The sequence below is a fragment of the Agromyces sp. P1_H4 genome (assembly GCF_056405255.1).
The window spans coordinates 1-14,415 of the sequence record NZ_JBFUCL010000055.1; the positions used below are offsets into that span (position 1 = coordinate 1).

General features: G+C 68.0%; 10 protein-coding genes. 7 read left to right on the top strand and 3 right to left on the bottom strand.

Annotated features, from left to right (window positions below):
• Positions 1 to 675: DUF2252 family protein (locus AC1DY2_RS05670; RefSeq protein WP_476761540.1), on the bottom strand; the 675-nt coding region annotated here is incomplete at its 3' end.
• 1,025 nt (positions 676 to 1,700) lie between these two features.
• The gene (locus AC1DY2_RS05675) at positions 1,701 to 2,402 is read right to left on the bottom strand and encodes a TetR/AcrR family transcriptional regulator (RefSeq protein WP_476761531.1); all 702 of its coding nucleotides are present in this window, start codon (positions 2,400 to 2,402) and stop codon (positions 1,701 to 1,703) included.
• A 163-nt stretch (positions 2,403 to 2,565) separates the two neighbouring features.
• Between AC1DY2_RS05675 and AC1DY2_RS05680 the strand changes: the two genes are divergently transcribed.
• From AC1DY2_RS05680 to AC1DY2_RS05705, 6 genes are all read left to right on the top strand, one after another.
• Positions 2,566 to 3,951 (top strand): MFS transporter, encoded by a 1,386-nt coding sequence (locus AC1DY2_RS05680; protein ID WP_476761532.1) that lies wholly within the window; start codon positions 2,566 to 2,568, stop codon positions 3,949 to 3,951.
• An 80-nt stretch (positions 3,952 to 4,031) separates the two neighbouring features.
• Positions 4,032 to 6,683, top strand: coding sequence for a family 78 glycoside hydrolase catalytic domain (locus tag AC1DY2_RS05685; protein WP_476761533.1), 2,652 nt, complete (start codon positions 4,032 to 4,034; stop codon positions 6,681 to 6,683).
• Positions 6,684 to 6,756: 73 nt separating this feature from the next.
• A complete protein-coding gene (locus tag AC1DY2_RS05690; RefSeq protein WP_476761534.1) occupies positions 6,757 to 7,995 on the top strand; it encodes a glycoside hydrolase family 1 protein in 1,239 nt (412 codons plus the stop codon).
• On the top strand, positions 7,992 to 8,819 hold the full coding sequence (locus AC1DY2_RS05695) for an SDR family NAD(P)-dependent oxidoreductase (RefSeq protein ID WP_476761535.1): 828 nt from the start codon (positions 7,992 to 7,994) through the stop codon (positions 8,817 to 8,819). Before AC1DY2_RS05690 ends, AC1DY2_RS05695 begins: the two co-directional genes overlap by 4 nt.
• A complete protein-coding gene (locus AC1DY2_RS05700; RefSeq protein WP_476761536.1) occupies positions 8,819 to 9,667 on the top strand; it encodes a sugar phosphate isomerase/epimerase family protein in 849 nt (282 codons plus the stop codon). Before AC1DY2_RS05695 ends, AC1DY2_RS05700 begins: the two co-directional genes overlap by 1 nt.
• Positions 9,668 to 9,851: 184 nt before the next feature.
• Positions 9,852 to 11,354, top strand: a complete 1,503-nt coding sequence (locus AC1DY2_RS05705; RefSeq protein WP_476761537.1) for an MFS transporter — start codon at positions 9,852 to 9,854, stop codon at positions 11,352 to 11,354.
• 52 nt (positions 11,355 to 11,406) lie between these two features.
• On the opposite strand, the gene AC1DY2_RS05710 is transcribed toward AC1DY2_RS05705, so the two are convergent.
• Positions 11,407 to 12,624: a helix-turn-helix transcriptional regulator gene (locus AC1DY2_RS05710; RefSeq protein WP_476761538.1), complete on the bottom strand. Its 1,218-nt coding sequence runs from the start codon at positions 12,622 to 12,624 to the stop codon at positions 11,407 to 11,409.
• 149 nt (positions 12,625 to 12,773) lie between these two features.
• On the opposite strand from AC1DY2_RS05710, the gene AC1DY2_RS05715 reads away from it, so the two are divergent.
• Positions 12,774 to 14,415 (top strand): glycoside hydrolase family 2 protein (locus tag AC1DY2_RS05715; protein WP_476761539.1); only part of this gene is annotated, 1,642 nt, incomplete at its 3' end.

The following is a 14,415-nucleotide window of genomic DNA, read 5'->3' on the forward strand; positions in this document are numbered from 1 at the left end:
GTATTGGGTGAAGAGGTCGGTGACCTCGCCCAAGGTCGCGTGGTCGACGTGGCGCAGGATGGGAGGTTGATCGACGATGCGGATGCCGCCGTCGACCGAAATCGTCGTCAGGCGCTGCAGGAGCCGCTCGGACGTGCGTGCGCGGGCCTTCTTCGCCGCTTTGCGGACCGTCCGCTCGCCTTTCTCCCCGAGGTGACGTGCGACCGAGGACGTGTCGACCCGGGTGTAGTAGCGCTCCCGGGTGGAGAGGCGGCAATAGCCCCGCAACATCTCGCGGTACGCGTCAGCTGCGGCGAAGGCCGCGTCGCGGCATGCGTCCTCGCTCAAGCCGATGTCGCGCCCGCTGATGTACACGCTCGCGGTGAGCCGGCGCACGTCCCACTCCCACGGCGCGACGCCGCCCTCGTCGAAGTCGTTGAGGTCGAAGACGAGCGCGCGTTCGGGCGAGGCGAAGAAGCCGAAGTTCGAGATGTGGGCGTCGCCGCAGGAGACGACCTCGAGGTCGGTGGTGGGTGCACCGCGCAGGTCGGCCGCCATGATCGCCGCCGTGCCCCGGTAGAACGAGAACGGCGATTGCAGCATCCGTCCCACCCGCACCGGCACGAGATCCTTCAGTCTCGACGCGTGCTGTTCCTCGAGGATGCCGAGGGGATCCCGGTCGACGGGGAGGACCAGCTCGGCCAAGCCTCGCCGCGGCAGACGCTTGCGCACCCGGCGCCCGGCTTCGTTCGCGGGTGACCGTCGCTCGCCGTTGCCCATGTGGGCAGGCTACCGCGTGACGGCGAGCGACCGGGGGCGGACGGTCACTCCCAGGGGGGCCATCCGCCGTCGCCGGAGGTGCAGGGCGGGTCGTCGAAGATCGGCGGCACTCCCCGGCACGTCGGATCAGCTGATTCGCCGCGGGTGGCGACCGCCGRGAGATGAAGCCCCCCGCATCACCCGAGCTTCGCAGCCCCGACGTCGACGGCATCGGCGAGGCGACGTGTAGCGCCCAGATCGCCCTCGTCGTAACCCGGACCGCTCGGCACCACCTGGCACACGAGCGCGTCACGCGACGAATCGGCCGGCACCTCACCCGCGCGCAGGTGCGCCCCTCCGCAATGCCGCCACTCCCGGAGGCTTCGCCATGATCGCCGCCCGTGGCATGGAACGGGCGATGCGTTCGGCGAATGAAAAGGACGTCCAGCGACTGAAGGCCGACCTGGAGGCGTCCGCCTCGCACCGCTGACCACTGACGGCGTCCACTTCCGGTGGCTCAGCGGCATGATGAAGCGATAGATCCGAACCGCTCGTGATCATTGCGACAGCGGCCGGAAGGGGATGGTCGGTCTGCGGCACCGGCACGGCACCGTTCCCGCGTCGCCATCGAGGACAGGTCGCGCCTATCCACGGGCGGGGGACTTGAACCGTTCACGTTTATCCAACGTCTATTCGATCCGAGCTGGGTCGAGTCCGTCCGAGGCATCCCGAGTCGTCTTGAATGCACAGTTTCAGGATCGGCGAGAATTCCCCGGTCATGTCGAGATCGGTCGAGCAGCTCGGGGGACTCGAAGTCCGGGGGAGTAGCCCCGGGAGAGTCCATCGGTCACGGGTTCAAGTCCCCTCCGCCCTAAAAAGAACCCTTTTGATCAGGGATCTAGATCGAAACACTGCATGTCGTTTCGAACGACCTAGGGCGCTCCGGTCGGCATGCCGAGAGTTCACTCCTGGTCGTCGTCGGTGACGAGCAGTCGCATGAAGGTTTCGAGGAGTGGAAGCGTTGGGCGGGTCGGGTCGAGGAGCGCCTGGATTCGAAGGCCATCCATCATGGCCATCATCATGGTGACCTTCTCGTCGGCCGTGATCTCCTCGCCGTCCTTCGCCGTCGGCAGGCGTCCGCTTGAGAGATGCGAGCGCATCCGTTCGCGTCTGGCGATGAAGAATTCGTGCGCGGGATGGTCCGGGTTCGTCGCCGCGACGGTGATCGCGAGCCAGTTCCGCTGGCGTTCAGGATGGGCGAACTCGTCTGCGAGCACGCTGGACAGCACCCGCTCGGCAGGAACCCGCGACTGCATGATGCGGTGCGCCAATTCTTCGTCGTCGAGATCGCGTTGGGCGAGTGCGGCGAGCAGGAGGTCGTCCTTGCTGGCGAAGTGGCGGAGCAACGCTGCATGCGTGACGTCGGCCCGCGCGGCGATGTCGCGGAGGGACGCTCGTTCGTAGCCATGTTCCGCAAAGCTCGCGAGCGCGGCGCGGACGATTTCGGCGCGTCTGGCAGGCGTCTTGGAGTACGGGCCGCGACGCGAGGGCCGCGGTGAGCGCGATGCAGCCAGCGTTTCGGAATCGGGGACCGCAACCGATGAGCGATCCGTCGGCGCGACGGCCGTCGTTCCATTCATCTCGTCCCCTGTTCGATGATCCACCAACTCAGTCTGGCAGGTGCCTCGGATGCCTCCGGACTTGCCAATAGTAACCGATATGGTTACAGTTGCGGTCATGTAACCACGGTGGTTACTTTTGGGTGGTTGCCCAGCTCGATTGCGCGTACGATCGCGTGATCGGATTCACCCCGATAAGGAGTCAACGGTGACGAAGGACCAGCCGAACGCGGAGCAGCTCAGCGCCGCCGGCATCGCAACGAACGTGCCGGTCGGCATCGCCCCTCAGTCCGACCTGGATGCCCCGTTGCGCGAGAGCGCGGGTGGTGCGGGTGGCGCAGTCGGCTCTGACGCCGAACCGACGCAGCCGATGAGCAAGGGATACATCTTCTGGCTCATGCTGGCGAGCTTCGGCGCGTCGATGGCGATGATGGTGCCGTTGTCGTATGGCATCGCGGTTCGGATCACGGAGCTCGCGCCGGGCCATGAAGAGGTCCTCGGGTACATCACGGGCATCGCCCAGGTCGCCTACCTGGTGATCAGCCCGCTCGTCGGCATCTGGAGCGACCGAACCAGGTCGCGATTCGGTCGACGGGCGCCGTTCCTCTTCCTCGGCACCGGCATCGGCCTGGTCGGCCTCGTCATCATCGGTCTCGCACCGAACCTCCTCATCGTCGGCGCCGGCTGGGTCTTCGGCATGGTGGGCTGGTCGATCGCTGGAGCGGCGCTGCAGACGCTGCAGGCCGACAAGCTGCCCGAGCAGCAGCGTGGTCGTGTCTCGGCGCTGACCGGCCTGATGACCCAGATCGCGCCCGTGCTCGGCATCGGCGTCGCCTATGCCGTCTCGTCGAGCACCTTCCTCGTGTTCGTCGTCCCGGGTGTGATCGGCGCCGTGCTGATCGTCCTCTTCCCCCTCGTGAAGCCCGAGGGCAGCTCGAAGGACCTGGCGCCGTCGACGCAGGTCACCGCCACGTCGGTGTTCAAGAGCTACGGCTTCAGCATCCGCAAGTACCCGGATTTCGCGTGGAACTGGCTCGGCCGTTTCATCTTCTTCATCGGCCTGTACTTCAACACCACGTTCGGTACCTTCTTCTACGCTCAGCGCCTCGACATGCCCGTTCGCGAGGTCGCCGGAGTGGTCGCCACCGTCGGCTTGGTCGGCGTGCTCGCCGCGACGATCGGCGCGCTGGTCGGCGGGTTCCTCTCCGACAAGCTGCAGCGCCGGCGCCTGTTCGTGATGATCGCTGCAGTGCTCTTCGTGGCCGGCGCGGTCCTCGAGGCCACGGCGTGGACGCTCCCGCAGATCATCGCCGGTGCGGTCGTCATGCAGTTGTCGATCGCCGTCTTCGCGACCGTCGACCAGGCGATCGTGTACGCGATCATCCCGGAGCGCAACGAGGCGGGCCGCTACATGGCCGTCATCCAGTTCGCCCAGAAGATCCCGAGCGCGATCGCTCCGATGCTCGCCGGCGTGGTGATCACCCTCGGTGCGGTCGGCGGCGAGAAGAACTACACCCTGCTGTATCTCGCGGGCGGCGTGTTCGCCCTCGTCGGTGGCCTCATCATCCTGCTGAAGGTGAAGTCGATCCGGTAGCGGATCGACTCGCCCGACGTACGACCTGCAGCTTCGAACGGAATCGAACGACCATGCGCACTGCACCATACGATCTCGGCGTGGACAGCGGCGGCGACGGAGTCTCCGTCACCGGGCCTGCGCCGCGGCTCTCGTGGAAGGACCCGGTGGATCGGGACATCCGCTCTGCCTATCTCGTTGAGGCAGAGATCGACGGTGCTGAGCCGATCMTCGCAGAGGCGACCGGGCGGCGTCTGGTGCGGTGGCCGTTCGGTGCGCTCGGCAGCGGGCAACGGGTACGGTGGCGCGTGTGCGCCGCCGGGCCCGACGCGCACTGGTCGGAGTGGACGGCCTTCGAATCGGGTCTGCTGGACGCCCACTGGTCGGCGTCGTGGATCTCGCCGGTCGAGCCGGCGCTCGGCTCGGAGGAGGATGCCGGATACGGGAAGCGGCCGGCGCATGTGCTCTCCGGAACCTTCGACGTCGACGGCGACGTCGTCAGTGCGCGGCTGTACAGCACCGCACTCGGCGTCTACACCGCGAGCGTGAACGGCGAACGTGCCGGCACGAGCGAGCTCGCGCCAGGTTCGACGTCGTACGACCGGACGCTCTACGCGCAGGCCGCCGACGTGACGGAGTCGCTGCGCACCGGGGAGAACCGGATCGAGATCATCCTCTCCGACGGTTGGTATCGCGGGCAGGTCGGCGCGTTCCGGTTGCCCGCCGGATGGGGGACGACGCTCGGCGCGCGGGTGGAACTGCACCTCGAGTTCGCTGACGGCACCCGGCAGGTCGTTCGGAGTGATGCGAGCTGGACGAGCGCCCGCTCGGCGATCACCAGGGCCGACCTGATGGACGGGCAGACGCTCGACCTCTGTGCGCCCGAGTTCGACGCCGTGCCAGTGCTGGTGGACGTCGTGGACGCGCCCGCCATCGACTGGTCGCCCGCACCGCCGGTCCGCGTCATCGAGACCCGGATCCCGCAGGAGCTTCGGCGGCTCCCGGGCGGGGCCTGGATCGCGGACTTCGGCCAGAACGCCTCCGGATGGATACGACTGAGTGACCTCGGCCTGCCGGGAACCCGCACCGTCATCGAGTACGGCGAGGCCCTCGATCGTGACGGAGACGTCAGCACCTCCCACCTGGATGCGGAACGACCGGGCGAGGCACCCCTCGTCTTCGGCCAGTGCGACGAGGTCATCGCGGGGGAGGCCGGCAGCGTCTTCGAGCCACGGCACACCGTGCACGGCTTCCGATACGCCCGTATCACCCGAACCGACGGCGAGCCCGTCGATGCCGGTTCGGTCGAGATGCGGATCGTCCACACCGACCTCGCGCGCACCGGCACGTTCGCGTGCAGCGACGACGGGCTCAACCGCCTGCACGATCTCGCCGACTGGAGCTTCCGCAGCAACGCCGTCGACGTGCCCACCGACTGCCCGACCCGCGAGCGTCTGGCCTGGACCGGCGACTACCAGGTCTTCGCCCCCACCGCGACGCGCCTCTACGACGTGCACGGCTTCAGCCGCAAGTGGCTGCGCTCGGTGCGCGACGACCAGCTCGACGACGGTCGCATCGCGAACTTCTCGCCCGACGGTCGACGCATCAAGCATCACCTCGACGACCAGTTCGCGATGATGACCGGTTCCTCGGGCTGGGGTGACGCGATCGTCGCCGTCCCGTGGGAGCTGTACGCCGCCTACGGCGACGAGCAGGTGCTCGCCGAGAACGTCGACGCGATGGTCCGTTGGGTCGAGTGGGCGCTCGAGCAGGCGCGCACGACTCGCCACCACGCCCGCGTGCAGGCCGCGCCCGAACCGGAGCCGTTCGAGCAGTACCTCTGGGACGGCACCTTCCACTGGGGCGAATGGACGGAGCCCAGGCAACGTGACGCCGACGGCACCCGCATCGACCCGATCAAGCACAACCCGATGGCCTGGTTCATGACCGACAAGGGCGAGGTCGGCACCGCCTACCTGCACCGGTCGACCGCGACGCTCGCGCGAATCGCCGAGATCCTCGGCCGCGCGAGTGAGGCCCGCAGGTACGCGGCAATCGCGGACCGGGTCGCCGACGCCTGGCGCCAGGCCTACCTGCGCGCCGACGGCACCACCTCGATCGACACCCAGGCCTCCTACGTCCGCGCCCTCGCATTCGGGCTCATCCCGGAAGACCTCCGCGAACGGTCGATCGACCGCCTCGTCGAACTGATCCGTGATGCCGGCACCCACGTCGGCACCGGCTTCCTCGCGACCGGCGATCTACTCCCGGTCCTCGCCGACGGTGGCCGGGCGGATGTCGCGTACGAGCTCCTGCAGCAGCGCACCGCGCCGTCGTGGCGATACATGCTCGACCGCGGCGCCACCACGATCTGGGAGGACTGGGAGGGCATCGACGAGCACGGCGATGCCCACGAATCCCTGAACCACTACAGCAAGGGCGCGGCCATGCGCTTCCTGCACACCCACACGCTCGGGCTGCGCCAGGAGGACGAATCGATCGCGTGGGAGCGGGTCGTCATCGCGCCCGTTCCCGGGGGCGGCGTCACCTGGGCTCGCGGTACGCACGAGGGCCCCCAAGGATCGATCACCGTCGACTGGCGCATCGATGGCGAACGGATGCACCTGACCGCCGAGATTCCCTCGGGCACCACGTCCCGCGTGATCATGCCCGACGGCACCGAGTACCGGATCGGCGCCGGGCGTTTCGAGGCATCCGCCGCCGTTCCCACCGCGGTGCCGGCACCGGCGTGAACAGAGCCGCGACATCCGCCCGCGGCATCCGACTCCAGCACGAGAACCACACCACGAACGAGAGGACCACCTCATGACCACCTTCCCCGACGGATTCCTCTGGGGCGCCGCAACCGCCGGCCACCAGATCGAGGGCAACAACGTCAACAGCGACTGGTGGGCGCGCGAACAGATGATGCCCGGAATGGAGCTCTCTGGCGACGCCGTCGACAGCTACCATCGCTACCGCGAGGACATCCAGCTGCTCGCCGACGCCGGGCTCACGTCGTACCGGTTCAGCCTGGAGTGGTCGCGGATCGAACCGGTCCGCGGGTACTTCTCGAAAGCGGAGCTCGCGCACTACCGCCGGATGATCGAGTTCTGTCTCGAGCTCGGCGTGACGCCGGTCGTGACGCTGCAGCACTTCACCACTCCGCAGTGGTTCGCCGCGCTCGGCGGCTGGGACGGCCCCGAAGCGCAGGACCTGTTCAGCGCCTATGTCGAGCAGGCCTGCACGATCCTCGACGGCGTCGAGTGGGTCGCGACCATGAACGAGCCGAACATGCAGGCCGCGATCATGACCGCGATGCGCCACCTCTCGGCATCCGGCGGTGAGTGGACCAGTCCCACGGTCGAGGCCGATGGCGACGACGAGAAGAAGCAGACCCACAGCGAGTTCCTCACGTACGCCGATCCCGAGATCGGGCGCCTGTTCACCCGCATCCACCACGCGGCCCGAGCGATCGTCCGGGAGCGCACCGGCGCGAAGGTCGGTTGGACGATCGCGGCTGGCGCGCTGACCGCGGCGCCGGGGGGCGAGGAGAAGCTCCTGCAGATCCGGTACGGCAAGGAGGACGTGTACTGGGAGGGCAGCCGCGGCGACGACTTCGTCGGCGTGCAGGCGTACTCGAGCCAGCAGGTCGACGCGAACGGACTCGTGCCGCACCCGCCCGCACCCGACAACACGCTCGTCGGGACTTCGTTCCGGCCTGACTCGCTGGCGATGGCGGTGCGCCACGCGTGGGAGGTCAGCGAGCACACCCCGATCCTGATCACCGAGAACGGCATCGCGACCGCCGACGACGCGCAGCGCATCCGCTACACCGCTGAAGCCCTGCAGGGGCTGCTCGGCACCATCGCCGACGGGATCGATGTGCGCGGCTACCTGCACTGGTCGCTGCTCGACAACTTCGAGTGGGGCCACTGGGAGCCGACGTTCGGGCTGATCGCGGTCGACCGCGACACCTTCGTCCGCTCGCCGAAGCCGAGCCTCGCCTGGCTCGGCGAGGTCGCACAACGCAACGCGCTCGAGTCGGCGGAGGTGGCAGCATGACCGGGGCATTCGCCGACGTCTCCGCGGTCGCGATCGCGGATCTCCTCTCACTCCATGGACGCCGGGCGGTCGTCACGGGCGGTGCGCAGGGCCTCGGCCGTGCCATCGCCGGCCGCCTCGCGGAGGCGGGCGCTCAGGTCGCGATCGCCGACCTCGGCCTCGAGGCCGCGGAGTCCGCCGCAACCGGCATCGCCGAGGCGCGCGGCGCCGACGTCATCGGCGKGCGGATGGACGTCGCCGACTCGGCATCCGTCGAGGCCGCGGCGACGAAGGTCGTGGACGCGTTCGGCGGCATCGACATCTGGGTGAACAACGCCGGCGTCTTCCCGAGCGCATCGGTGCTCGACATGAGCGACGAGCAGTGGGACCACGTGTTCGCCGTCAACACCCGCGGCGTCCGCAACGGCGCCCGCGAAGCGGCCCGCCGCATGGTCGAGGGCGGCGTCATCGTGAACGTCATCTCCACGGCCGGGTTCCGCGGCACCGCACCCGGGCTCGCGGCATACGTCGGCTCGAAGCACGCCGTCCGCGGCATGACGAAGCAGATGGCGCTCGAACTCGCGCCCAGGGGCATCCGCGTGCTCGGCGTCGCCCCCACGTTCGTTCCCACAGAAGGCAACATGGCCGCTGCTGCAGCCGCCCTCGCCGCGATGGGCGACGCCGGCATCGACGCCTCGAACTTGCCCTCCGCCATGTCGCAGAGCCTGATCGGACGCGTCGGCACCCCCGACGACATCGCCCGCGTGGTCCTCTTCGCCGCGAGCGACCTCGCCACCATCATGACTGGCAGCACGCTGCTCGCCGACGCAGGCGAGACCATCTGATGACGCGGGCGACCGCCGCGCCGATCGCGGTCCAGCTCTACTCGCTCCGCCACGATCTCGGAGACCTCGACGCGACATTCCGTCGGCTGGCAGAGGCCGGGGCGCAGGCGATCGAACCCTTCTCCGTCTACGACCGGCCCGCCGAGCTGGCAGCCGCTGCCGCGGCGAACGGCCTCGGTATCCTGACCGCGCACGCGCCGCTGCTCTCGGACACCTTGCCGTTCGCCGGCCGAGACGTGCCGATCCCACCCGCGGCCGCCGCGTTCGCGGCGGCGCGGGCGCTCGGCGCCGGCATCCTGATCGACCCGATGGTCTCGGCCGACCGCTGGCGAACCGCCGACGACATCGCCCGGACCGCCGACCGGATGAACTCGATCGTCGAGATGGCCGACGCAGAGGGGCTCGTCGTCGGCTATCACAACCACTCGTTCGAATTCCATCACCTCGTCGATGACCTGACCGCGTACGAGCACTTCGTCTCGCTGCTCGACGCGCGCGTCGCGCTCGAGCTCGACGTCTACTGGGCCGCGGCGGCGGGGCAGGACGTGCCGGCGCTCGTCGAGCGGCTCGGCTCGCGCGTGAAAGCGCTGCACCTGAAGGACGCCGCGGATGCGGTCGACGTCTTCGCCGCCGGTGGCGACGACGACCCTGCGTCCCTCACGCAGTGCGCACTCGGTTCGGGCAGCCTCGCGAACGACGCGGCTCTCGCGGCCGCACCGGACGCGTGCATCCCGGTCGTCGAGTTCGACCACGTCGAGGGCGACGTCTTCGAAGCCATCGCCGCGTCGATCGAGCACCTGCAAGCGACCGCACCGCACAGGACGGCTGCCGCTCGGACGAACGCGTGACCTCGCGCATCGTCTGCAATCCGCTGTCTCACGCCCGCAGGTTCCGCCGGTTCTCTTCTATGTCCGCTCTGCGACTTCTATCGGGCGGGCTGCTCGTCTTCCTACTCTTGCCTTCGGCTCATCAGGACGCCGGCGGAACGAGCCGTCGGTCGACCGAGCGGATTCTCGAAGGAGCGAACACGCAATGGCGCGTAACCCGAAGCAGACGGCCAGCGAGGCGGACGGCGTCACCTACCGTCGCGCCAAGACGTGGGAGATCGCCCTCTCCCAGATGAACAACGGCTCGGCGATGATCTTCTACGTCCTCGTCGGCCTCATGAGCTACCTGCAGAACGCCGGCTACGGCATCGCGGTCGTCGCGGCGGGGCTCATCCTCACGCTCACTCGCGTCTTCGACGGACTCATCGACCCGCTGCTCGGGCTGATCATCGAGAAGGTCAACTTCCGGTTCGGCAAGCTGCGCTTCTTCATGCTCGGTGGTTGGGCGATCCGATCCCTTGCGATCCTGCTGCTCTTCGTCTGGGCCCCCGACAGTGGGTTCGGCGCCGTGTTCTTCATCGCGATCTACGTCGTCTACATCATCGGGTCCTCGATGAACGACATCGCCGGGCAGATGACCGGACCGGTGCTCACCAACGACCCTCGGCAGCGGCCGTCCGTGCAGGTGTGGGCCACCGTCTACGCGTACTTCGTGCCCGCGATCTTCTCGATCCTCTCGACGGTGGTCTTCCTGCCGCGCCACGGCAACCAGTTCACGGTCGAGATGCTGAGCGAGACCGCGCTCACCTACGTGGCCTGCTCGCTGGTCTTCCAGGTCCTCGCCTGCGTCGGCGTCTCCCGCGTTGACAAGCCCGAGAACTTCGCCCACGTCTCGGTCGACCGCGCCAAGGCCGACGTCTCGATGCGCGACATGTGGAACCTGCTGACCAAGAACGGGCCGTTCCAGCGCTACCTGATCAGCGGCGCGGCCGACAAGCTCGCCCAAGTGGTGAAGTCGCAGGCCGTCATCGGGACGCTCATGTGGGGCATCCTGCTCGGCAACATGCAGCTCGGATCGGTGCTCGGCCTCGTCGCGATCCTCCCGGGAATCGTGTTCGCGATCTTCGGTTCGCGCTACACCGGCAAGCACGGCTCGAAGGCCGCCACCATCACGTGGACCTGGCTCTGCCTGATCCTCGCCGTGATGCTGACCGTGTTCTGCCTGGTGGTCGACATGGGCTCCATCCTCGGCAACCTGGGGCTCACGATCGGGTTCTTCCTCGTCTACCTGCTGCTGAACGGCACCTCGATGGTGGTCACCGTCGCGCAGGGCGCCATGCGGGCCGACGTCATCGACTACGAGCTCGACCGCTCAGGAAAGTTCCTGCCGGCCACGGTCACGGCGACGTACAACATCGTCGACCAGATCATCTCGTCGCTCGGGGCGGCGCTCGCCCTCGGCGCCGTCGCGCTGATCGGGTTCACGACGGTGATGCCCCAGCCCACTGACAGCCCGTCAACCGCGATCCTGCTGATGAGCCTCGCGTTGTTCTTCGGCCTGCCGATCCTCGGCTGGGCGATCTCGCTGATCGCCATGCGCGGCTACAAGCTCGACCGAACCGAGATGATCGAGGTGCAGAAGCGTGTCGCCGAGAAGAAGGAAGCGCTGCAGGCAGCGCACATTGAAACCGAGGGCGTGCTCGCCTGACGAGCGGCGATCTCGAGGGCCGCGGATCGCAGATCCGCGGCCCTCGGACGCGTCAAGTCGTGTGAGCCTCGCGATAGGCGGTCGGCGTCATGCCGTGCGCCTCTCGGAACACCTTCACGAAGTAGTTCGCGTCGTCGTAGCCGACGAACAGCGCGATATCGCGCACGCTCTGCGTCGTCGTGGCGAGCAGTCGGGCCGCGCGCTCGGCCCGCTGCTGGGCTGTGTACGCGACGATGGTCATGCCGGTCGCCGACTTGAAGTGGCGCGCGAGCGTGGAGGCGGATACTCCGAGCCGGTCCGCGAGCTCGGTCGTCGAGACGTGGCGGCTGAGGTGGAGGTCGATCTCGTCGGCGACGCGACGCACCAGCGGCGGATACTCGCGCTGGTTGTGACGTCGGACGTACCGGCAGAACTCCGTGACCATCTGCGCGGTGAACGAGGCGGAACGTTTCTGGTCAGAAGAATGGCCGATGCGGTGCAGCCGTTGCGCATACTCCTGTGAGATCGCATCGACGGTCACCGGCGGCAGCCCGCCGCGCTGCGCCGCGACTCTGGCCATGATCCGCAAGATGGTCGTGCCGAGGAACGGCGTGTTCAGGTAGCTGATCGTCTGCGGCATCCGTCCCATGCGTTGCAAGGCGGAGAGCGCTCGTTCGGATGAGCCCTCCTCGACCGCGTCCATGAACTCCCGTTCGAGTCGGTACCGCTCTTCGATCACGGTGAATGCGGCAGATTGCAGAGCCTCCCCGACCCCGGGGGCGATCGTCCCGCCTTCGGCCTCGACCTCGCGAAGGCTGCCGAGCGCGTCCTCGCCGCCACCTGCGCGAAGCAGACTGGCAGCTCCGCGGTACACGTACTCGGCATCGACGATCGCGTACCTGGTGCGGTAGTGCTTGTAGATCGGGAGGTGGGCACTGGGAATGCCCAACCGGCTCATGGCCTCTTCGGCGACACCCGGATGCATGGGCTCGTGCGTGTACGGGCCGATGACGAGCAGGCGGTCGTCCCAGCGGACGAGTGCGATCGCCATCCCGAGCGGCTCACGGATCTCATGCACGACCTGCCGGTCCATGTCGCGCACGAACCCTCGGAGCACCGACGCAGTGAAGGCAGGTTGGATGCGCGGGTCGAGGCAGTGCGCCGACTCGAACGCGTCGAGTGCCGGTGCGATGTCGGTCGTGAGTTCGATCGGGCAGCTCAGGACCTCGGCCACCGCGGCCGCGATGGGCTCGAGTGCGTCCTGCGGAGGTGCATGCGACGTCATCGTCATCGATGTGCCTCGGTTCGTGTGACCTGCAAGAGTGTGCCGAATCAGTTCTGATCGCGCGTGATCAGTTCTATCATGCGCCCATCCGTGGTTCGTATCGTGGTGGAGCCCAGCCGGCGCGCGCCGGCGAACTCTCGTCGAAGGAGACTCCCATGACGCAGCCCGCTGCCACCGACGCCCGCCGGGCCAGGGCGATCCATGACGGGTGGGCGTACTCGCCCGTCGAACTGCCCGTGGGGTCGAGTTGGGACGAGATCGCGGCTGCGGGTGAGCAGGTCGTGCTGCCGCACACCTGGAACGCGATCGACGGACAGGCCGGCGGCGAGTACCGTCGCGGTCGCTCGACGTATGCACGCGTCATCGAGGCCGACCGGTCGGATGTCGAGACCTGGGTCGAGTTCGCGGGCGTGAACTCGTCGGCCGAGGTGTACCTGGACGGACGCCTCCTCACGACTCACGATGGCGGCTACTCGACCTTCCGCGTGAACCTGACGGATGGGCTCGCGGACGGATCGGGAACGCTCGTCGTGATCGTGGACAACGCGAAGAACGAGCGGGTGTACCCGCAGCAGGCCGACTTCACCTTCTACGGCGGCATCTACCGCGAGGTGCGCCAGATCACCGTCGGGCGGGAACACTTCGACCTCGCCGGCAATGGCGGCCCCGGCCTGATCGTCACCGCCGACCTCGACGGCGACCGCGCCGAGGTCGCGGTCAGCGCGGCGGTGGCCACGACCTCCGGCGGATCTGCGACCGGCGTGCGCTTCACCATCGACGGCGAAGCGACCGTGACCGTGCCTCTCGTCGACGGTGAGGCGAACGCGACGCTCTCGATCGAGCACGTGCACCGCTGGCACGGCCTGCGCGACCCGCACCTCTACACGGCCCGAGCCGAACTCCTTGCCGGCGACGTGGTGCTCGACGAGGTCGAGCTGCGGTTCGGCTGCCGCGAGTTCGAGGTCGACCCGCAGCGCGGCTTCCTGCTGAACGGCGAGGAGTACCCGCTTCGCGGAGTGTCGCGTCATCAGGACTTCGAGGGCATCGGCAACGCGATCACGGAAGAGGTCAAGCAGCAGGATCTCGCGTTGGTCCTGGAGCTCGGTGCAACGACCGTGCGGCTCGCGCACTACCAGCACGACCAGCGCTTCTACGACCTCTGCGACGAGGCGGGTCTGGTCGTGTGGGCGGAGATCCCGCAGATCACCGTCTTCCTCCACGGAGCGACCGCCAACGCTCGCGACCAGCTCACCGAGCTGATCGTGCAGAACCGCCACCACGCGAGCATCATCTCGTGGGGCTTGTCGAACGAGATCACCCTCGCCGGATCGGGCGAGGATGTGCTCGCCGCCCACCGCGAGTTGAACGATCTCGCTCACGCGCTCGATCCGACCCGCCTCACCGCCATGGCGAACCTGTTCCTCCTCGAGACCGACCATCCATTGGTCGGTCTGCCCGACGTCATGTCGTACAACCTCTACTTCGGTTGGTACGTCGGCGAGGTCGCTGACAACGACACCTGGCTCGACGACTTCCACGCGGCATACCCCGAGATCGCGATCGGGCTCGCAGAGTACGGGGCGGATGCGAACGCGCAGTTCCAGTCGGCCGCTCCCGAGAAGGGCGACTACACCGAGGGCTACCAGGCGTTGTACCACGAGCACATGGTCGGCATGATCGAGGCGCGGCCGTGGCTGTGGGCCACACACGTGTGGAACCTCGCGGACTTCGGGTCCGCCGGTCGTGACGAGGGCGGCGCTGCCGGCCGCAACCAGAAGGGGCTCGTCTCGTTCAACC